Annotated in this window: 18 protein-coding genes; 2 read left to right on the forward strand and 16 right to left on the reverse strand. The window is 72.5% G+C overall.

Annotation, left to right across the window (positions count from 1 at the left end; translation table 11 throughout):
* Positions 1-14: 14 nt before the first annotated feature.
* The 7 genes from VMF51_RS08680 to trpC all read right to left on the reverse strand — a co-directional run bounded on the left by VMF51_RS08680 (position 15) and on the right by trpC (position 10,537).
* Positions 15-1,496, reverse strand: a complete 1,482-nt coding sequence (locus VMF51_RS08680) for a glutamate synthase subunit beta (protein WP_325474016.1) — start codon at positions 1,494-1,496, stop codon at positions 15-17.
* Positions 1,489-6,033: a glutamate synthase large subunit gene (gltB, locus tag VMF51_RS08685; RefSeq protein WP_325474017.1), complete on the reverse strand. Its 4,545-nt coding sequence runs from the start codon at positions 6,031-6,033 to the stop codon at positions 1,489-1,491. Before gltB ends, VMF51_RS08680 begins: the two co-directional genes overlap by 8 nt.
* 183 nt (positions 6,034-6,216) lie before the next feature.
* Positions 6,217-7,113, reverse strand: a complete 897-nt coding sequence (gene lgt, locus VMF51_RS08690) for a prolipoprotein diacylglyceryl transferase (RefSeq protein WP_325474018.1) — start codon at positions 7,111-7,113, stop codon at positions 6,217-6,219.
* A 2-nt stretch (positions 7,114-7,115) separates the two neighbouring features.
* Positions 7,116-7,712 (reverse strand): SCO family protein, encoded by a 597-nt coding sequence (locus VMF51_RS08695; protein WP_325474019.1) that lies wholly within the window; start codon positions 7,710-7,712, stop codon positions 7,116-7,118.
* Complete coding sequence (gene trpA, locus VMF51_RS08700) at positions 7,705-8,505, reverse strand: tryptophan synthase subunit alpha (protein WP_325474020.1); 801 nt, start codon at positions 8,503-8,505, stop codon at positions 7,705-7,707. The genes VMF51_RS08695 and trpA overlap by 8 nt, the downstream gene beginning before the upstream one ends.
* Positions 8,502-9,758, reverse strand: coding sequence for a tryptophan synthase subunit beta (trpB, locus tag VMF51_RS08705; RefSeq protein ID WP_325474021.1), 1,257 nt, complete (start codon positions 9,756-9,758; stop codon positions 8,502-8,504). Before trpB ends, trpA begins: the two co-directional genes overlap by 4 nt.
* Entirely contained in the window at positions 9,755-10,537 is a 783-nt protein-coding gene (gene trpC, locus VMF51_RS08710) for an indole-3-glycerol phosphate synthase TrpC (RefSeq protein ID WP_325474022.1), read from the reverse strand. The genes trpB and trpC overlap by 4 nt, the downstream gene beginning before the upstream one ends.
* A 138-nt stretch (positions 10,538-10,675) precedes the next feature.
* Here trpC and VMF51_RS08715 point away from each other — a divergent pair, with 138 nt between their 5' ends.
* Positions 10,676-11,023, forward strand: a complete 348-nt coding sequence (locus tag VMF51_RS08715) for a DUF4190 domain-containing protein (protein ID WP_325474023.1) — start codon at positions 10,676-10,678, stop codon at positions 11,021-11,023.
* Positions 11,024-11,062: 39 nt separating this feature from the next.
* Here the strand turns inward: VMF51_RS08715 and VMF51_RS08720 are convergent, their stop codons facing one another.
* The 6 genes from VMF51_RS08720 to VMF51_RS08745 all read right to left on the reverse strand — a co-directional run bounded on the left by VMF51_RS08720 (position 11,063) and on the right by VMF51_RS08745 (position 16,574).
* A complete protein-coding gene (locus VMF51_RS08720) occupies positions 11,063-11,494 on the reverse strand; it encodes a DUF2752 domain-containing protein (protein WP_325474024.1) in 432 nt (143 codons plus the stop codon).
* Positions 11,495-11,504: 10 nt separating this feature from the next.
* Positions 11,505-11,705: an HGxxPAAW family protein gene (locus tag VMF51_RS08725; RefSeq protein ID WP_325474025.1), complete on the reverse strand. Its 201-nt coding sequence runs from the start codon at positions 11,703-11,705 to the stop codon at positions 11,505-11,507.
* A 66-nt stretch (positions 11,706-11,771) separates the two neighbouring features.
* A complete protein-coding gene (locus VMF51_RS08730) occupies positions 11,772-12,374 on the reverse strand; it encodes a Trp biosynthesis-associated membrane protein (protein WP_325474026.1) in 603 nt (200 codons plus the stop codon).
* A gap of 8 nt (positions 12,375-12,382) precedes the next feature.
* Positions 12,383-12,718 carry a phosphoribosyl-AMP cyclohydrolase gene (hisI, locus tag VMF51_RS08735; RefSeq protein ID WP_325474027.1) on the reverse strand — a complete coding sequence of 112 codons (336 nt, stop codon included), beginning with the start codon at positions 12,716-12,718 and terminating at the stop codon, positions 12,383-12,385.
* 248 nt (positions 12,719-12,966) lie between these two features.
* Entirely contained in the window at positions 12,967-14,769 is a 1,803-nt protein-coding gene (locus tag VMF51_RS08740) for an ABC transporter ATP-binding protein (RefSeq protein WP_325474028.1), read from the reverse strand.
* Positions 14,766-16,574 carry an ABC transporter ATP-binding protein gene (locus tag VMF51_RS08745; RefSeq protein ID WP_325474029.1) on the reverse strand — a complete coding sequence of 603 codons (1,809 nt, stop codon included), beginning with the start codon at positions 16,572-16,574 and terminating at the stop codon, positions 14,766-14,768. Before VMF51_RS08745 ends, VMF51_RS08740 begins: the two co-directional genes overlap by 4 nt.
* Positions 16,575-16,721: 147 nt before the next feature.
* Here VMF51_RS08745 and VMF51_RS08750 point away from each other — a divergent pair, with 147 nt between their 5' ends.
* Complete coding sequence (locus VMF51_RS08750) at positions 16,722-17,609, forward strand: hypothetical protein (RefSeq protein ID WP_325474030.1); 888 nt, start codon at positions 16,722-16,724, stop codon at positions 17,607-17,609.
* On the opposite strand, the gene VMF51_RS08755 is transcribed toward VMF51_RS08750, so the two are convergent.
* From VMF51_RS08755 to priA, 3 genes are read right to left on the reverse strand one after another with little or no spacing between them, the layout of a single operon-like run.
* A complete protein-coding gene (locus tag VMF51_RS08755; RefSeq protein WP_325474031.1) occupies positions 17,606-17,980 on the reverse strand; it encodes a hypothetical protein in 375 nt (124 codons plus the stop codon). The genes VMF51_RS08750 and VMF51_RS08755 overlap by 4 nt on opposite strands.
* Positions 17,981-17,990: 10 nt before the next feature.
* Positions 17,991-18,752 carry an imidazole glycerol phosphate synthase subunit HisF gene (gene hisF, locus VMF51_RS08760; RefSeq protein ID WP_325474032.1) on the reverse strand — a complete coding sequence of 254 codons (762 nt, stop codon included), beginning with the start codon at positions 18,750-18,752 and terminating at the stop codon, positions 17,991-17,993.
* A complete protein-coding gene (priA, locus tag VMF51_RS08765) occupies positions 18,749-19,483 on the reverse strand; it encodes a bifunctional 1-(5-phosphoribosyl)-5-((5-phosphoribosylamino)methylideneamino)imidazole-4-carboxamide isomerase/phosphoribosylanthranilate isomerase PriA (protein ID WP_325474033.1) in 735 nt (244 codons plus the stop codon). Before priA ends, hisF begins: the two co-directional genes overlap by 4 nt.
* Positions 19,484-19,494: the final 11 nt, after the last annotated feature.

Below are 19,494 nucleotides of genomic sequence, written 5' to 3' on the forward strand. Positions count from 1 at the left end.
CGTACCTGCCTGTCTCAGACCACCAGCGGGCGGTCGGTCGGCTTGACCGGCGTGGGCAGCGTCGTCGAGCCGGTGAGGAACCGGTCCACGTTCGCGGCCGCGGCGCGACCCTCCGCGATCGCCCACACGATGAGCGACTGCCCGCGGCCGGCGTCACCGGCGACGAACACGCCGGGCACCGACGAGGCGTAGGAGCCGTCGCGAGCAACGTTGCCGCGCTCGTCGAGCTCGACGCCGAGCTGGTCGACCAGCCCGTCCTTCTCCGGTCCGACGAAGCCCATGGCGAAGAGGACCAGGTCGGCCGGGATCTCGCGCTCGGAGCCCTCGATCTCGGTCAGCCGGCCGCCTTCGAAGACGACGTCGACGAGCTTCAGCGCCCGCACGTTGCCCTGGTCGTCGCCGATGAACTCCTTGGTGGAGACGGCGTAGACCCGCTCCCCCGCCTCCTCGTGCGCCGAGGAGACCCGGAAGGTCATCGGGTACGTCGGCCACGGCTGGCCGGCCGGCCGCGACTGCGGCGGCTCGGGCATGATCTCCAGCTGCGTGATCGAGACCGCGCCGTGGCGCGTGGAGGTGCCGAGGCAGTCCGCGCCGGTGTCGCCGCCGCCGATGATGACGACGTGCTTGCCGGCGGCGGTGATCTGCTCCGAGCCGTCCACCGTCGCCGGGTCGCCGACGGCGGCGCGGTTGGCCTGCGGGAGGAACTCCATCGCCTGGTGGATGCCGGCCAGCTCGCGGCCGGGCACGTCCAGGTCACGCGGGATCGTCGAGCCCATGGCGAGCACGACGGCGTCGTACCGCTCCCGGAGCCGCTCCGCGGTGAGGTCCCCCTCGCCGACGTTGACGCCGGCCCGGAAGACGGTGCCCTCGCGGCGCATCTGCTCGAGGCGCCGGTCGAGGTGCTTCTTCTCCATCTTGAACTCGGGGATGCCGTAGCGCAGCAGGCCGCCGACCTTGTCGGCGCGCTCGTAGACCGCGACCGTGTGACCGGCGCGGGTGAGCTGCTGGGCCGCGGCGAGACCCGCGGGTCCGGAGCCGACGACGGCGACCGTGCGGCCCGAGAGCCACTCCGGCGGCTGGGGCCGGACGAAGCCCGACTCCCACGCCTTGTCGATGATCGAGACCTCGACGTTCTTGATCGTCACCGGGTCCTGGTTGATGCCCAGGACGCAGGCGGTCTCGCACGGCGCCGGGCAGAGCCGGCCCGTGAACTCCGGGAAGTTGTTCGTCGCGTGCAGGCGCTCGATGGCGCCCTCCCAGTCGTCGCGCCAGACCAGGTCGTTCCACTCGGGGATGATGTTCCCGAGCGGGCAGCCCTGGTGGCAGAACGGGATCCCGCAGTCCATGCAGCGGCTGGCCTGCTTGCTGATGATCGGCAGCAGGGCACGGCCGACGCCGCCCGGGTAGACCTCGTCCCAGTCCTTGACCCGCTCGTCCACCGGACGGCGGGTCGCGACCTCGCGGCCCTCCTTGAGGAAGCCCTTGGGGTCAGCCATGGAGCGCCTCCATCATCTTGTGTGCGGTCTCGTTCTCGTCCAGCCCGTCGGCCTCGGCCTTGGCCTTCGCCTCCAGCACGATCCGGTAGTCGCGCGGCATCACCTCGGTGAAGCGGGTGAGCGCGGTGTCCCAGTCGGCCAGCAGCTCGGCCGCGACCTCGGAGCCGGTCTCCTCGGCGTGCGCGCGGACGAGCTGCTCGAGCTCGACCGCCGCCTGGCCGGTGACCGGACCGAGCTCGACGAGCTCCTTGTTGACGCGGAAGTCCTTCAGGTCCAGGACCCACGCGATGCCACCGGACATGCCGGCGGCGAAGTTGCGACCCGTCGGGCCGAGCACGACGACCCGGCCGCCGGTCATGTACTCGCAGGCGTGGTCGCCCACGCCCTCGGTGACCAGCCAGGCGCCGGAGTTGCGCACGGCGAACCGTTCGCCCGCACCGCCGCGGATCAGCAGCCGGCCCGAGGTCGCGCCGTACGCGATCGTGTTGCCGGCGATGATCTGCTCCTGCGACTTGAACGTCGCCGCGCGGTCCGGCCGGATCACGATCTGACCGCCCGAGAGGCCCTTGCCGACGTAGTCGTTGGCGTCGCCCTCCAGCCGCAGCGTGATCCCCTGCGGCACGAACGCGCCGAAGGACTGGCCCGCGGAGCCGGTGAAGGTGACGTCGATCGTGCCTTCGGGCAGACCTTCGGCGCCGTACCGCTTGGTCACCTCGTGGCCGAGGATCGTGCCGACCGTGCGGTGGACGTTGCGGATCTCCACCTGGGCACGGACCGGCTCCTTGCGCTCCAGCGCCGGCTCGGCGAGCGGCACCAGGGTGGTGACGTCGAGCGACTTCTCCAGCCCGTGGTCCTGGCCGGTGGTGTTGCGCAGCGCGGCACCCTCAGGCAGCTCGGGCATGTGCAGGACCGGCGTCAGGTCGAGACCGGCCGCCTTCCAGTGCTCGACCGCGCGGGTGGTGTCCAGCGCGCCGACCTGGCCGATCGCCTCGTCCAGCGAGCGGAAGCCCAGCTGCGCGAGCAGCTCGCGGACCTCCTGGGCGATGTACTCGAAGAAGTTGACGACGTACTCGGCCTTGCCGGAGTAGCGCTCGCGCAGGACGGGGTTCTGCGTCGCCACGCCCACCGGGCAGGTGTCGAGGTGGCAGACCCGCATCATGATGCAGCCCGAGACCACGAGCGGCGCGGTCGCGAAGCCGTACTCCTCGGCGCCCAGGAGGGCGGCGATGACGACGTCGCGGCCGGTCTTCAGCTGGCCGTCGGTCTGCACGACGATGCGGTCGCGCAGCCCGTTGAGCAGCAGGGTCTGCTGGGTCTCGGCGAGGCCGAGCTCCCAGGGACCGCCGGCGTGCTTGAGCGAGGTCAGCGGCGAGGCGCCGGTGCCGCCGTCGTGCCCGGAGATGAGGACGACGTCCGCGTGCGCCTTCGACACACCCGTCGCCACCGTGCCGACGCCGACCTCGGAGACCAGCTTCACGTGCACCCGAGCCGCCGGGTTGGCGTTCTTCAGGTCGTGGATCAGCTGGGCCAGGTCCTCGATCGAGTAGATGTCGTGGTGCGGCGGCGGGCTGATCAGGCCGACGCCCGGCGTGGAGTGCCGGGTCTTGGCCACCCACGGGTACACCTTGTGGCCGGGCAGCTGCCCGCCCTCGCCGGGCTTCGCGCCCTGCGCCATCTTGATCTGGATGTCGTCGGCGTTGGTGAGGTAGTCCGACGTCACGCCGAACCGGCCGCTCGCGACCTGCTTGATCGAGCTGCGACGGGTGGGGTCGTAGAGCCGCTCGGCGTCCTCGCCGCCCTCACCGGTGTTGGACTTGGCGCCCAGCCGGTTCATCGCGATCGCGAGGGTCTCGTGCGCCTCCTGGCTGATCGAGCCGTACGACATCGCACCCGTCGAGAAGCGCTTGACGATCTCGGAGATCGGCTCGACCTCGTCGATGTCGATCGGCGTGCGGCCGACCTCCTCGGCGTCCTTGAAGCGGAACAGCCCGCGCAGCGTCATCAGGCGGTCGGCCTGCTCGTCGACCCGCGAGGTGTACTGCTTGAAGACGTCGTAGCGGCCGGCACGCGTGGCGTGCTGGAGCCGGAAGACGGTCTCGGGGTCGAACAGGTGCGGCTCGCCCTCGCGGCGCCACTGGTACTCGCCGCCGATCTCCAGCTCGCGGTGCGCCGGGGAGATGCCGCCGCGCGGGTACGCCGTGGCGTGCCGGCGGGCGACCTCCTCGGCGACGGTGTCGATGCCGATGCCGCCGAGCTTGGAGGTGGTCCCGGTGAAGTACTGGTCGACCAGGGACTGCGAGAGGCCGAGGGCCTCGAAGATCTGGGCACCGGTGTACGACGCCACCGTCGAGACGCCCATCTTCGACATGACCTTCAGCACGCCCTTGCCGAGCGCCTTGACGAGGTTCTTGACCGCGACCTCGGGCTCGGTCTTGACGTAGTGGCCCTCGCGGGCGAGGTCCTCGACGGACTCCATCGCGAGGTACGGGTTGACCGCGGCCGCGCCGTACCCGACGAGCAGCGCGACGTGGTGCACCTCGCGCACGTCGCCGGCCTCGACGAGCAGGCCGACCTGGGTGCGGGTCTTCTCGCGGACCAGGTGGTGGTGGACCGCGCCGGTGAGCAGCAGCGACGGGATCGGCGCCAGCTCCGCGGTGGAGTGCCGGTCGGAGAGCACGATGATCCGCGCTCCGTCGGCGATCGCGGCGCTGACCTCGGCGCAGATCTCCTCGATCCGCGCGGCCATGGCGGCACCGCCGCCCTCCACGGAGTAGAGGCCGCGGGACACGTGGCTGATGAAGCCCGGCGCGTCGCCGTCGCGGTTGATGTGGCGGATCTTGGCGAGGTCGTCGTTGGAGATCACCGGGAACGGCACGACGACCTGCCGGCACGAGGCCGGCGTCGGGTCGAGGAGGTTGGCCTCGGGACCGATGGTGCCGTTCAGCGAGGTGACGAGCTCCTCGCGGATCGCGTCCAGCGGCGGGTTCGTGACCTGCGCGAACAGCTGGGCGAAGTAGTCGAACAGCAGTCGCGGCTTCTCGCTCAGCGCCGCGATCGGCGTGTCGGTGCCCATCGAGCCCAGCGGCTCGCCGCCGGTGTTGGCCATCGGCGTCAGGAGGATGCGCAGCTCCTCCTCGGTGTAGCCGAAGATCTGCTGGCGGCGGGTGACCGAGGCGTGGGTGTGCACGATGTGCTCACGCTCGGGGATGTCGTTGAGGTGGATCAGACCGGCGTGCAGCCACTCGTCGTACGGGTGCTCCGCGGCGAGGCCGGACTTCACCTCCTCGTCCTCGATGATGCGGTGCTCGTCGGTGTCGACGAGGAACATCCGGCCCGGCTGCAGGCGGCCCTTGCGGACGACCGTCGCGGGGTCGAGGTCGAGCACGCCGACCTCGGAGGCGAGGACGACCAGGCCGTCGTCGGTGACCCAGTAGCGGGAGGGGCGCAGGCCGTTGCGGTCGAGGACCGCGCCGATCTGCGAGCCGTCGGTGAACACGACGCACGCCGGCCCGTCCCACGGCTCCATGAGGGAGGAGTGGAACTCGTAGAAGGCGCGACGCTTCGCGTCCATCTCGCCGTGGTTCTCCCAGGCCTCCGGGATCATCATCAGCACCGAGTGCGGCAGCGAGCGGCCACCCATGTGCAGCAGCTCGAGGACCTCGTCGAACGACGCGGAGTCCGAGGCGCCCGGGGTGCAGATCGGGTAGAGCCGGTCCAGGTCGCCGGGGATCAGGTCCGAGGCCAGCAGCGCCTCACGGGCGCGCATCCAGTTCCGGTTGCCCATCACGGTGTTGATCTCGCCGTTGTGGGCGATGAACCGGAACGGGTGCGACAGCGGCCAGCTCGGGAAGGTGTTGGTCGAGAACCGCGAGTGGACCACGGCGAGCGCCGAGGCGACCCGCTCGTCGACCAGGTCGGGGAAGAAGTTGTCGAGCTGGTCGGTCGTCAGCATGCCCTTGTAGGCCAGGGTCCGCGACGACAGCGACGGGAAGTAGACGTCGGTCTCGCGCTCGGCGCGCTTGCGCAGGCAGAAGGCGAGCCGCTCCAGCGCCATGCCCGTGACCCGCTGGCCGGAGCCGGCGACGAAGAGCTGGGCGAACGTCGGCATCACGCCGAGCGCGGTCTTGCCGAGGATCTCCGGGTTGACCGGGACCTCGCGCCAGCCGAGGACCGCGAGGCCCTCCTCGGCCGCGATCTCCTCGATCCGGGCGCGGGTCTTCCCGACCTCCTCCTCGTCCCCGGGGAGGAAGGCGGTGCCCACGGCGTAGGAGCCCTGGGCGGGCAGCTCGAAGCCCGCCACCGCACGCAGGAACGCGTCGGGGACCTGCAGCAGGATCCCGGCGCCGTCGCCCGAGTTGGGCTCGGCCCCCGCGGCACCGCGGTGCTCGAGGTTGCGCAGGGCGGTGAGGGCCTTCGCCACGATGTCGTGGCTGGCAACGCCGGTCAGGGTGGCCACGAACGCCACGCCGCACGCATCGCGCTCGTGGCGGGGGTCGTAGAGCCCTTGGGGCGGCGGGAACGCATGCTGGTAAGGCACGGATCCTCCCGTCGTCGTCAGCGCCGGAGGCGACTCGCGAGAGCACCCGGCCGGCGGAATCGGCAATGCAGTTGAGGAACCGGGCAGCTGGACTCACAGATGTGCAGCTGCGCCCGGATCGGCAGGGGACGACACTGGCCCGCGCGGAGTTGCCCAGGTTACCAGCACGTTGCCGCGACGGTGCTACTCGCGATCTCCGGCGGATGACTCGGAGGTGTCCTCGGTCTCGTCCGCGGGCGCGTCGTACACCTGCTCCTCGCGACCGGGGTGGCGCACGCTGCTCCAGGCGAAGTACGCCGCGGCCAGCACGAACAGCACGATGGACGTCCACACGTTGAAGCGCAGCCCGCCCACGTCGGAGAGCTCGACGCTGTCGATGCGCAGCGTCTCGATCCAGCCGCGGCCCAGGGTGTAGATCATCACGTAGAGCGCCAGGACCCGGCCGTGACCCAGCCGGAGCCGGCGGTCGAGCCAGATCAGGAGCGCGAAGCCCGCCAGGCACCACAGCGACTCGTAGAGGAACGTGGGGTGGAAGGTCGTGCCGGCGGGGTGGCCGGCGGCGATCGCCGTGTCGTCGCTGACCTCGAGCGCCCACGGCAGGTCGGTCGGCTTGCCGAAGAGCTCCTGGTTGAACCAGTTGCCCCATCGCCCGATCGCCTGGGCGACCAGGACCCCGGGCGCGAGCGCGTCGAGGACCGGCAGCAGCCGGATCCCCTTGACCCGCGCCCCGACCACGATCCCGAGGGCGCCGGCGGCGATGCCGCCCCACACCCCGAGCCCGCCCTCCCAGACGTAGAGCGCCCGCCAGGGGGTGCGGTCGTCGCCGAAGTACAGGCTGTGGTCGGTGACGACGTGGTAGATCCGGGCGCCGACCAGGCCGAACGGCACGGCCCAGATCGCGAGGTCCTGGACCTCCCCCGGCTTGCCGCCCCGGGCGACCCAGCGCCGCTCGCCGATCCAGATGGCGGCGACGATGCCGAGGATGATCGCGAGCGCGTAGCCCCGCAGCGGGAGCGGACCGAGGTGCCAGACCCCGCTGTCGGGGCTCGGGATGGCCAGCGGCACGATCGACCCGGTCACGTTCAGTCCCCTCCGAGCAGCAGCTCGATGTCCGCGGCGTACTGCGCCGACGAGGTGTCCATGCCCCAGAAGACCGGGGCCTCGCCCGAGGCGTCCATGCCGACGACCTGCGTGCCGTGGCTGCCGAGATCGTAGCCGCCGCTGGCCATCTGCTCGGCGTCCGCGACGAAGATGCCGACCGTCTCGGCCAGCTCCACGGTCGCCTCGAGGTCGCCGGTGAGACCGACGTACGACGGGTCGTAACCGTCGAGGTAGCGGCGCAGCACCTCGGCGGTGTCGCGGGACGGGTCGGTGCTCACGAAGACCAGCTGGACGTCGTCGCGATCGGCGTCGGAGAGTCGGGTCAGGGCGGAGGTGACGGTGCTCATCACCGCCGGGCACTCCGTGGCGCAGTTCGTGTAGCCGAAGAAGACCAGGGTCAGCCGGGCGTCGCCGTCCTGCAGCGTGGTCGGTCGGCCGTCGGTGTCCGGGAGCGCGGTCGTGCCGACCTCGAACGGCGGGTCGACCACCGAGCCGCTGAGCTCGCCGTCCGAGGACGCACCTCCGCCGCAGCCGGCGAGAAGGATCACGCTGGCCAGGGCGATGCCGAGCCTACGCACGTCGTACGCCGCTCGCGAGGTCCTCGGTCAGCGCGGTCAGGGCGCGCAGGCCCGCCGCCCGGTCGTCCGCGTGGTCGAGGAGGGTCCGCACGAACGCGGACCCGACGATGACCCCGTCGGCGTACGCGGCGATCTCGGCCGCCTGGTCGCCGTTGCTGACCCCGAGGCCGACGCCGACCGGCAGGCCCGGAGCCGCCGCGTGGGTGCGGGCGACGAGCGGTCCGGCCAGGTCGCTGGTCGTGGCGCGGGCACCCGTCACGCCCATGACGGCGGTGGCGTAGACGAACCCGCGGCAGGCGGCGGTCGTCATGGCGATCCGCTCGTCGGTCGAGGACGGGGCGACCAGGAAGATCTTGTCGAGGTCGCGGGCGTCGGCGGCGGCGATCCACTCCGGCGCGAAGTCCGGGGTCAGGTCGGGCGTGATCAGGCCCGCTCCCCCGGCGTTGGCGAGGTCGGTGGCGAACCGCTCGACGCCGTACTTCTCGACGGGGTTCCAGTAGGTCATCACGACGGTGGGCGTGCCCGTCGCCGCGACCGCCTCGACGGTGCGCAGCACATCGGTGGTGCGTACGCCGCCCTCGAGCGCGGCCTGTGCGGCGGCCTGGATGGTCGGGCCGTCCATGACCGGGTCGCTGTAGGGCAGGCCGATCTCGATGACGTCGCAGCCGGCGTCGACCATGGCCTTCAGCGCGTCGATGCCGCCCTGGACGTCGGGGTAGCCGGCGGGCAGGTAGCCGACCAGTGCGGCGCGGCCGTCGGCCTTCGCCTTCTCGAATGCGGTGCTCGTCGTCATCCGACGGGGTCCTCCGTCACCTTGTCCGGGTCGCCGAGACCGAAGTACTCGATGGCGGTGCCCATGTCCTTGTCGCCGCGGCCGCTGAGGTTGATCAGCACGGTGGCCTCCGGCCCCTTCTCGGCCGCGAGCCGCTCGGCGACCTGCAGGCCGCCGGCCACGGCGTGCGCCGACTCGATCGCAGGGATGATGCCCTCGGTGCGGCTGAGCAGCGCCAGCGCCGCCATCGCCTCGTCGTCGGTGACGGGGAGGTACGACGCCCGCCCGGTCTGGGCGAGGTGGGCGTGCTGGGGACCGACGCCCGGGTAGTCGAGACCGGCGGAGATCGAGTGCGACTCGATCGTCTGCCCGTCCTCGTCCTGGAGCACGTAGGTGCGCGCGCCGTGCAGGACTCCGCGGTCGCCGGCCCAGATGGTGGCGGCGTGGCGGGGCGTGTCGACGCCGTCGCCGCCCGGCTCGAAGCCGTAGATGGCCACGTCGGGGTCGTCGAGGAACGCGGTGAACAGGCCGATGGCGTTCGAGCCGCCGCCCACGCAGGCCGCGATGGCGTCGGGCAGCACGCCGTACTTCTCCAGGCACTGGGCGCGGGCCTCGTCGCCGATGCCGCGCGTGAAGTCGCGCACCATGCTGGGGAACGGGTGCGGGCCGGCCGCCGTGCCGAAGAGGTAGGCGGTGTGGTCGACGCTGGCGACCCAGTCGCGCAGCGCCTCGTTGATGGCGTCCTTCAGCGTGGCCGAGCCGGACTCCACCGGGACGACCTTGGCCCCGAGCAGGTTCATCCGGGCGACGTTGAGCGCCTGGCGGCGGGTGTCGACCGCGCCCATGTAGACCGTGCAGTCCAGGCCGAAGTACGCCGCCGCGGTCGCGCTCGCGACGCCGTGCTGGCCCGCGCCGGTCTCGGCGATCACCCGGGTCTTGCCCATCCGCTTGGTGAGCAGCGCCTGGCCGAGCACGTTGCGGATCTTGTGAGCGCCGGTGTGGTTGAGGTCCTCGCGCTTGAGCAGCACCCGGCAGCCCACCCGCTCGCTGAGCCGCTCCGCGAGGAACAGCGGGCTCGGGAGGCCGGCGTACTCGCGCAGGATGGTGTCGAACTCGGCCACGAACGCCGGGTCGGCCATCGCCTCCTGCCACGCCACGGTCAGCTCGTCGAGGGCCGCGATCAGGGCCTCGGGCATGAACCGGCCGCCGAAGTCTCCGAACCAGCCGCGCTCGTCGGCGTCGTACGACGTCGTGCGCTCGACCTGCGTCGTCATGCTTCCACTCCCGTCATGGCGGCCACCGCTGCGCGGGGGTCGCCGTCCTTGACCAGCGCCTCGCCGACGAGCACCGCGCGGGCACCCTCGGAGACGAAGCGCTTCACGTCGGTCGGCGAGAAGATCCCCGACTCGGCGACCTTCACGCGGTCGTCGGGCACCAACGGTGCCAGGCGCCCGAAGGCATCCGTGTCGATCTCCAGCGTCTTGAGGTTGCGTGCGTTGATCCCGACCAGCTCGGCGCCGAGCTCGACCGCGCGCTCGGTCTCGGCCTCGTCGTGGGCCTCCACGAGCACGGTCAGGCCGAGCTCGCGGGCCTCGTCGTGGAGTCGTCGCAGCTCGTCGTCGTCGAGAGCCGCGACGATCAGCAGCGCCAGGTCGGCGCCGGCGGCGCGGGCCTCCACGAGCTGGTAGCTGGTGACGATGAAGTCCTTGCGCAGGACCGGAACGTCGACGGCGGCCCGGACGGCGCGCAGGTCGTCGAGGCTGCCACCGAAGCGGCGCTGCTCGGTCAGCACGCTGATCGCGCCCGCACCACCGGCGGCGTACGCACGCGCCAGGTCGGCGGGGTCGGGGATGTCGGCGAGCGCGCCCTTGCTCGGGCTCTTGCGCTTCACCTCGGCGATCACGCTCGAACCCGGCGCACGGAAGTGCGGCATCGGGTCGCGCGGCGCGTCGACGTCGGCGAGCGCGGCGCGCAGGTCGGACAGGGGCACGGCCGCCTCGCGCTCCGCGAGGTCGGCCCGGACCCCGGCGACGATGTCGTCGAGCACGGACATGCGTAAGCCTCCGGAACAGCGGGCGAGGTGGACTTCTCCAGTCTCTCACCCGGCGAGGTTTGACCCGCCCGCAGGGCGGTACGTTTCCCTCCACTCGGCCGGCTCCGTCGCCGGCCGCCCGACGAAGGACGACGAGACGTGAGCTACTCCGAACCCCCTCCGCCCCAGTACGGCGCCCCGCAGCCGCCCTACGGCGGTGCCGCGCCGCAGAAGACCTCCGGCATGGCGATCGCCGGTCTGGTGCTCGGCATCGTCGGTGTCATCCCCTGCTTCTGGGGATGCCTGATCTTCTCGATCCTCGGCATCGTCTTCGGCCAGCTCGGCAAGAAGGACATCCGCGACTCGAACGGCGCCAAGAAGGGCGACGGCCTCGCGCAGTGGGGGTTCATCCTCGGCGTCATCGGCGTCGCGCTGGGCGTCCTGTACTGGATCCTCGTCGCCACGGGGGTCATCGACATCACCTACACGAACACCTCGGGCGACTGATCGACCGTCCTGGCGCTGCGCCGGCGTGCCGCCGCAGCGTCAGGGCGCCAGCCAGCTGCCGGCGGGCAGGTTCCGCAGCACGGTGAAGACCGCGAGCAGCGCCAACGCCCCGACCGCGACCCGCTGACGCAGCTGCCAGTCGGCCAGCGTCTCGCTCCCCCGCCAGCGCCGTACGGTCCACACCGCGATCAGCGCGACCAGGAACGGCAGCGCGACGACGAAGGCCAGGTTGCTCGACGCCGCCGCGGCGAGGTCGAGGTGGGTGAGGTCGTTGACCGCCCGCAGGCCGCCGCAGCCCGGGCAGGCGAAGCCCATCGCCGCCGTCGGGCAGAAGCCCCACGAGCCGCTCTGGTGCGGGTCGCGCAGGTGCAGGGCGAGGGTGGCGGCCGCGAGGCCGCCGATCGTGAGCGCCGGCGCCACCATCCGCTGCCGCCGCGTGGGCGGCGACGCGAGGGCGAGCCGGTCGCTCACGGGAGCACGCTCAGTGGCTGGTGCCGTGCAGGCCCAGCTTGTCCATCACGATGAAGACGACGCCGGCGGCGACGACCAGGCCCACGCCGACCCAGAACACGACCCAGCTCGCGGGGTCCAGCATCAGGCCGACCCCGCCGACCACGAACCCGAGCAGCGCGATCACGACCGCGGTCCAGGCTGCAGGGGTGTTGCCGTGGTTGGCGCTCATCGTGCTGGCTCCTCGAGGGGTGTCAGGGGTACGTCGGGCACGCGTCGGAGCGTGCGCGGACTCATTCTAGGGATGGGGTGGATCGGTCGGGTCGCGACCCTCGTCCAGGGCCTTCCACAGGTCCAGGTTCGACTGGTCCTCGGGCGCCGCGTCGGGGCGCTCGGGGGCCGCTGACGACGCTGGCGCGTCGTAGCGCCGGCCCATCTCGGGCCAGTTCGGTACCAGGCGTACGGCGAGCGCGAAGGCCGCCACGGAGGCCACCGAGCAGAGGAGGGCGACCCAGTACCAGACCGTGCGCCCCAGGTCGGGGCTCGCACTGGAGCCGGCGAAGGCGTCGCGGATGCCGTCCGCGGCCTGGCCCCAGCCCAGCACGGTGGTCGCCAGCAGGCCCAGGGAGGCGAGCAGGCCGAGCACGGTGACCGCGCGGCGTACCAGCCCCCGGGTGACGAGCACGACACCCCAGCAGGCCAGCACGACCAGGGCGAGCGCCCCGGCCAGCGGCACCTCGCCCGCGGACTCGGAGAGCGAGTAGCCGACGAGGGCGGCGTCGTCGGAGATCGTCCGGCCCTCGTCGAAGTCGACCCAGCGCCTGCTCCCGGCGACCGCCGCCAGCGCTCCGGCCGCCAGCCCGAGCAACACGACCGGGCCGAAGGAGCGCCGTCCGCCCATCCGGCCCGTCACAGCAGCCGATCGGCGTCGAAGCAGGTGCGGTCGCCGGTGTGGCAGGCGGCGCCCTCCTGGTCGACCTTGACGAGCAGGGTGTCACCGTCGCAGTCGAGCCGGACCTCCTTGACCCACTGCACGTGACCGGAGGTGTCGCCCTTGATCCAGTACTCCTGGCGCGAGCGCGACCAGTACGTCGCCCGCCCCGTCGTGAGCGTGCGCTGCAGGGCCTCGTCGTCCATCCAGCCGAGCATCAGCACCTCGCCGGTGTCGTGCTGCTGCACCACGGCGGGCACCAGCCCGTCGGTCGTGCGCTTGAGCCGGGCCGCGACGGCGGCATCGAGAGACATGCCGGACATTCTCTCAGTTACACGTTCACGAGCCCCACTCGCACAGCAGGACGGGATTTCGACACGGGTCGCGCGGGCGTCGCAGTCGAGCTCCCCACCACCGCGTGCGGATCAGCTCGCGCACTCGGGATGGATTTCGAGACGGGTCGCGCGTCCGTCGCTCCGCTCCGGTCGCGCCGAGCCCTCCTCAATCTGCGCCTCTCATCGTGGTCGGAGCTCGCAGTCTCGCTCCGCCCACGGAGGCTTGCTCAGCGCACGGAGGCTTGTGCCGTCCACGAGGCGTGCAGGCCGGCGTACACGGAGCCCTCCTGGGCGGCGAGCTCCGCGTGCGGGCCGCGCTGGACGACGCGGCCGGCGTCGACCACGACGACCTCGTCGGCGCTCTCGGCCGTCGAGAGCCGGTGGGCGATGGTGACCGACGTGCGGCCGGACATCAGCCGCTCCAGGGCGCGGCCGATGCGCATCTCGAGTTCGGGGTCGACCGAGCTGGTGGCCTCGTCGAGGACCAGCAGGTCGGGGTCGGCGAGGTGGGCCCGGAGCAGGGCGACCAGCTGGCGCTCCCCTGCCGAGAGCGACTCGCCGCGCTGGCCGACCCGGGTCTCCAGGCCGCGCGGCAGGCCGGCGAGCCAGTCGCCGAGGCCGAGCTCGTCCGCGCTGGCGCGGATCTCCGCCTCGGTGGCGTCGAGCTTGCCGTAGCGGACGTTGGCGGTGAGCGTGTCGTCGAAGAGGAAGCCCTCCTGCGGAACCAGGACGACACCCCGGCGCAGCGACTCCTGGGCGACGTCGCGCACGTCGATGCCGTCGAGGAGCACCGCGCCCTCGCTCGGGTCCATCAGCCGGGTGAGCAGCTTCGCGAAGGTGGACTTCCCGGAGCCGGTCTCGCCGACGATCGCGACCCGGGTGCCGGCAGCGAGGTCGAGCGTGACGTCGCTCAGCACCGGCGGGCCGCCGGGGTAGGCGAAGGTGACGCCGTCGAAGCGGACGTCGATCGGGCCGCGGGGCAACCGGCGACCCGACGGACCGGGGTCGACCAGATCCGCGGGCGTATCGAGGATGCCGATGACCCGGCGCCAGCCGGCGATCGCGTTCTGGGCGTCGGTGAGGATCTGGGTGCCCATCTGCACCGGGCCGACGAACAGCGTCACCAGGAACGCGAAGGCGAGGACCTGACCGGCGGTGATGTCCTCCGCGCCGGGAATCACGCCCTGCCCGAGCCAGATCCCGACGATCAGCACGCCGGCGTTGGCGAGCCCCGCCGACAGGCCGCCCAGGGAGAACGAGACCGCGGTGAAGCCCTGGGCGCGGGTGCTCGCGGCCTGGTGCACCGCGATCGCCTCGTCGATGCGGGCCTGGGTGCGGGTCTCGACGGCGTACGCCCGGACGACCGCCGCGCCGACCACCGGCTCGGAGATCGCCGAGAGCATCAGGCCGACCTGGCGGCGCACGGTGCCGTAGGCGTCGGAGAGCTTGCGCTGGAAGTAGCGCAGCGAGAGGAAGAGCGGCAGGAAGCAGAGCCAGACCACGATGGTGAGCTGCCAGCTGTAGACCAGCATCACCACGGTCGCCACCAGCACCTGGCCGACGCTGACGATCAGCAGCAGGCCGCCGAAGACGAGGAACTGGCTGACCTGGTCGACGTCGCTGGTCACCCGCGAGACCAGCGCGCCGCGGCGCTCGGTGTTCTGGGTGAGCAGTGGGAGGTCGTGGACGTGGCGGAACGCCTTGATCCGCAGGGTCGCGAGTCCGCGCTCGGAGGTGACGAAGAGCCGCTTCGTCATGGCGTACGACGCCACGCTCGTGCCGACGATCGCGAGGGCGGCGAGCACGCCGGTCCACACCGTGAACGACACGTCGGGGCCGCCCTCGGCCCCGAGCCCCTTGTCGAGGACCTGCTGGACGGCCACCGGCACGACGATCTGACCGACCGAGGCGAGGACGGCGAGCACCAGCGTGCCCCAGATGCCCTCGACGAGCTCGGGCGAGAAGTGCACGCCGCGGCGCAGGGTGCGCAGCGCGGAGATGTCCTCGCCGGTGTCCAGGGTGGTGCTCATGTCGTCTCCCCCGCGAGCTCGTCCTGCTCGTGCTCGTAGGCGTTGACCAGCCGGGCGTACGACGGGCTGCGGTCGAGCAGCTCCGCGTGCGTGCCGCGGGCGGCGATCCGGCCGTCCTCCAGGTGGACAACCTCGTCGGCCAGCCCGATGGTGGCCTTGCGGTAGGCGACGACGACCAGCGTCGTGTCGGAGCCGCCCTCGGAGTCCCCGGAGCGCAGCGCCTCCAGGATCCGCGCCTCGACCTCGGGGTCGACCGCGGACGTGGCGTCGTCGAGGATCAGCAGCCGCGGGCGGCGGACGAGGGCGCGCGCCAGTGAGACGCGCTGGCGCTGGCCGCCCGACAGCGAGGTGCCGCGCTCCCCCAGCCGCGCGTCGAGGCCGCCGTCGAGGGCGGCGACGAAGCCGTCGGCCTGGGCCGCGCGCAGCGCCGCCCAGACCTCGTCGTCGGTGACGTCGGCGCCCAGCGTGACGTTGCCGCGGACGGTGTCGTCGAAGAGGAACGCCGACTGCGGGACGACGGCGACGACCCGGGCCAGCTCGCCGGCGGCCAGGTCACGCAGGTCGGTGCCGTCGAGCAGCACCCGCCCGTCGTCGGGGTCGATCAGGCGGGTCAGCAGGGTGGTGAGCGTGCTCTTGCCGGAGGCGGTGGCGCCGACCACCGCGAGGGTGCGGCCGGGTTCGACCGAGAAGGTCACCTCCCGCAGCAGCTCCTGGTCGGCGTCGTAGGCGTAGACCAGGCCGTCGACGTCGAGCCGGGCTCCGGCGCCGGTCGCGGCGGTGCTGCGGTCGCCGTACGGCATCTCACCGGTCTCGTCGAGCACGGAGCGCACCCGCTCGTAGCCGACCACGCTGCGCGGCAGCTCGCCGAGCAGCCAGCCGATCGAGCGGATCGGGAACGAGACGATGGTGAGCAGGTAGGCGACGGTCACCACGGCCCCGGCGTCGGTCTGCCCGTTCAGAACCCGGGAGACACCGACGGCGAGCACGATCAGGACGCCGAGGTTGGGCAGGGCCGCCAGCGTCGGGTCGAACGCCGCGCGGATCCGGCCGGCGCGGATGTTGACGTCGCGCAGCTCGTGCGACTTGGCGGCGAAGCGGTCCGTCTCCTCGCCCTCGCGGCCCAGGGTCTTCACCACGAGGGCGCCGTCGAACGACTCGTGCGCGATCTCGCTGAGCTCCGCGCGCAGCTGCTGGGCGCGAGTCATCCACCCCTGCGCGAGGCGCTGGTAGGCGACGTTGGCGGCCATCACCGCCGGGAACACGAGCAGCCCGACCAGCGCGAGGACCAGGTCGGCGACGAGCATCTGGGCGACGGCGATCACCATCATCGCGACCGTCCCCACGGCCATCGGCAGCGGCGCGATCGGCCCCCAGGCCGCCTCGACGTCGGAGTTGGCGTTGGACAGCAGCTGGCCGGTGGGGTGCCGCTGGTGCCACTCCATCGGGAGGGAGAGGTACTGCCGGGTCACCGCGCGGCGGGTGTGAGCCTGCATGCGGTACTGCATGATCCCCGCACCCAGCCGACGGGCGATGATCCCGACCGCGCGCAGGATCGCGACGCCGACGAAGAGGGCGAGGATCGCCAGCAGCATGTCGCCGCCGACCTCGCCCGACTCGAACGCGGGCAGCAGGACGTGGTCGGTCGACCAGCCGAGCACCCAGGCGTCGGCGACCGTCAGCGCGCCGAAGAGCACGCTGCCGAGCGTGGAGATCGCGAAGACCCACGGCTCGCGCCGGATGGCGACGAGGAGTACGGCGAAGCCCGCGCGTGTCGATCCGCGCCCGCTGGTCCGCTCGTCCGTCACCTGCACCCCGTCCTTCGCCCCGCCGCAACCGCGCGGATCGGCCAATCTATTCCCGGCCACCGACAGCGACCGAATTCCTGCCGGGAGCCCGGGTCTCGCGACCGGCGCCCGCGGCGGCGTACCCCGGGGGCCGTAATCTCCTCCCCTATGGGTCTCTTCTCCCGCCAGCCGACCGCCCAGCTCGAGATCGATCCGCACCTGGCCGACGACCTCCCGCTCATCGAGGCCGCGCACGCCGGTGCACCGCAGGGACTCGGCACCCGTCTCACCGAGCTGCGCGAGCAGGGCCGCTGGCACCACCGCCACCAGCTGATCGCCCGGGCGGCGCGTGCCGACCGCGGCACCGGGTGGATCGAGGACTGGGCGCGCACGTCGACCGGCACCCAGGACGCCCTGACCACCCGGGCGGTCACCGAGGTCCGGCTCGCCCGGGCCTCGGAGGACCCGCAGCAGCGGCTGGCGGCCGCGTCGCTGGTGCTGGAGGCCGCGCGCGACCGCGCGCCCGCCGACCCCACGACCTGGTCGGCGCTGTTCGACCAGGCCCACGGTCTCGGGTACGACGCCGCGCGGATCCGCGAGCTGGTGATGGAGGCGGAGGCGGCCTCACCGACCGGGTTCGCGTGGCGGGCCGCCGTGGTCGAGCTGCTCTCCGCCCGCTGGCACGGCCGGACCGAGGAGTCGTGGGACTTCGCGGTCGGCTCCGCGGAGGTCGACCCGCAGAGCCGCCTGGTGCTGCTGCCGGCGTACGCCGCCCTCAGCGCGCTGCGCCGCGAGCCGGACGAGCTCGCCGAGCAGATGCTCGCCGAGGCCCTGCCGCCGGCGTGGGACTACCTGGTCTCGTGCAGCGAGGACGAGGTCGAGCACACGGAGGCCGCCAGCAGCCTCGCCGCCCGCCTCGCCGCGGCCTCGCGCCGGCGGGAGACCCCGGTCTACCTCGACCTGCTCGGCGAGCGCGTCGACACCCTCGTCTGGGGCACGGTCGTCGGCCCCGACCCGGTCGGGGCGTTCACCCGGGCCCGGCGGACGTTCCGCTAGCGACGTCGAGCGTCGCGCGCCAGGGCGGCGGCGTTGACGGCGGCGTAGCCGAGCGTCACGGCCAGCACCTTCGTGCGCACCCGGCCGTTGGGCGCCTTCATGCCCAGCACCACCGTGTCGGCGAGGTCGCCGGCGATGCGCAGCGCCATCGCCGTGCGGACCACCGTCGGCGTCGGACCGAGCAGGCCCAGGGCGCCGATGACGGTGTCGCGCACGCCGTACGTCCGCGCGAGCCTGTCGTACGTCGGCTTCTCGAACGCGTCGGACTCCATCACGCGCCCGAGGTGCTCGGGCCGCACCAGCGAGTAGACGCCGTAGCCCAGCGTCGCCACGGAGATGGCCCGGCTGAAGGTCTGATCGGTCATGGGCATGGAGTACCCCTCACCGGACCGGATGACCCGCGTCGGCGAGCGCCGACTTCACCTCGGAGATCCGCAGGGTGCCGAAGTGGAAGACCGTCGCGGCGAGCACCGCGTCGGCGCCGGCGTCGACCGCGGGCGGGAAGTGCTCGGTCGCGCCCGCGCCGCCCGAGGCGATCACGGGGATGCCGACCTCGCGCCGGACCGCCCGGATCAGCTCCAGGTCGAAGCCGTCCTGGGTGCCGTCGGCGTCCATGGCGTTGAGCAGGATCTCCCCGGCGCCCAGCTCGGCGGCCCGCACCGCCCAGGCGACCGCGTCGATCCCGGCGGACTGCCGGCCGCCGTGGGTCGTGACCTCGAAGCCCGAGTCCGTGCCCGCGGCGCGCCGCGCGTCCACGGAGAGCACCAGCACCTGGTTGCCGAACCGGCCGGCGACCTCGGCGATCAGCTCGGGACGGCGGATCGCGGCGGTGTTCATGGCGACCTTGTCGGCTCCCGCGCGCAGCAGCCGGTCGACGTCCTCGACGGAGGAGACTCCCCCGCCGACCGTGAGCGGGATGAAGACCTGCTCGGCGGTCGCCGAGACGATCTCCATCGTGGTCGCACGACCCTCGTGGGAGGCGGAGATGTCGAGGAAGGTCAGCTCGTCGGCGCCCTCGGCGTCGTACACCTTGGCGAGCTCGACGGGGTCGCCGGCGTCACGCAGGTCCTGGAAGTTGATGCCCTTGACCACCCGGCCGCCGTCGACGTCCAGGCACGGGATGACGCGTACGGCGAGGCTCACGCCGAGGCGCCCTTGGTCAGCGCCAGGGCGTCCTCGAGCGTGAACCGGCCCTCGTAGAGCGCGGTGCCCGCGATCGCGCCCTCGACGCCCGCCGGCACCAGGGCCATCAGCGCCTCGATGTCGGCGAGCGTGCTCACTCCGCCGGAGGCGATCACGGGCGCCTCGGTGGCCGCGCAGACGTCCTGCAGCAGCTGCAGGTTGGGGCCGGCGAGCATGCCGTCCTTGTTGACGTCGGTGACGACGTAGCGGGCGCAGCCCTCGGAGTCGAGGCGGGCCAGCGTCTCGTACAGGTCGCCGCCGTCCTTGGTCCAGCCGCGGGCGGCGAGGGTGGTGCCGCGGACGTCGAGACCGATCGCGATCCGGTCGCCGTGCTCGGCGATGATCCGGGCGCACCACTCCGGCTGCTCCAGCGCGGCGGTGCCGATGTTGACCCGCCGGCATCCCGTGGCGAGCGCCGCCTCGAGCGACTCGTCGTCGCGGATGCCGCCGCTCATCTCGACCTGGATGTCGAGCGCGCCGACGATCTCGGCCTGCAGCTCGCGGTTGGTGCCGCGCCCGAAGGCCGCGTCGAGGTCGACGAGGTGCAGCCACTCCGCGCCGGCGTCCTGCCAGCGGCGCGCGGCGGCCACCGGGTCGCCGTACACGCGCTCGGAGCCGGCCACGCCCTGGGCGAGCTGGACCGCGCGGCCCTCGGTGATGTCGACGGCGGGGAGGAGCTGGAGGTAGGACATGCGACTTCTCT

This window comes from Nocardioides sp. (assembly GCF_035503875.1).
Classification (GTDB): Bacteria; Actinomycetota; Actinomycetes; order Propionibacteriales; family Nocardioidaceae; genus Nocardioides.

What these genes read in the sequence shown, in the direction of transcription:
- VMF51_RS08680 (WP_325474016.1), bottom strand. Translation starts at nt 1,496, where the DNA reads ATGGCTGACCCCAAGGGCTTCCTCAAGGAGGGCCGCGAGGTCGCGACC.
- VMF51_RS08730 (WP_325474026.1), bottom strand. Translation starts at nt 12,374, where the DNA reads ATGGGCGGACGGCGCTCCTTCGGCCCGGTCGTGTTGCTCGGGCTGGCG.
- VMF51_RS08750 (WP_325474030.1), top strand. Translation starts at nt 16,722, where the DNA reads ATGGGTCTCTTCTCCCGCCAGCCGACCGCCCAGCTCGAGATCGATCCG.
- VMF51_RS08740 (WP_325474028.1), bottom strand. Translation starts at nt 14,769, where the DNA reads ATGAGCACCACCCTGGACACCGGCGAGGACATCTCCGCGCTGCGCACC.
- VMF51_RS08755 (WP_325474031.1), bottom strand. Translation starts at nt 17,980, where the DNA reads ATGCCCATGACCGATCAGACCTTCAGCCGGGCCATCTCCGTGGCGACG.
- trpC (WP_325474022.1), bottom strand. Translation starts at nt 10,537, where the DNA reads ATGTCCGTGCTCGACGACATCGTCGCCGGGGTCCGGGCCGACCTCGCG.
- VMF51_RS08725 (WP_325474025.1), bottom strand. Translation starts at nt 11,705, where the DNA reads ATGAGCGCCAACCACGGCAACACCCCTGCAGCCTGGACCGCGGTCGTG.
- priA (WP_325474033.1), bottom strand. Translation starts at nt 19,483, where the DNA reads ATGTCCTACCTCCAGCTCCTCCCCGCCGTCGACATCACCGAGGGCCGC.
- trpB (WP_325474021.1), bottom strand. Translation starts at nt 9,758, where the DNA reads ATGACGACGCAGGTCGAGCGCACGACGTCGTACGACGCCGACGAGCGC.
- hisI (WP_325474027.1), bottom strand. Translation starts at nt 12,718, where the DNA reads ATGTCTCTCGATGCCGCCGTCGCGGCCCGGCTCAAGCGCACGACCGAC.
- trpA (WP_325474020.1), bottom strand. Translation starts at nt 8,505, where the DNA reads ATGACGACGAGCACCGCATTCGAGAAGGCGAAGGCCGACGGCCGCGCC.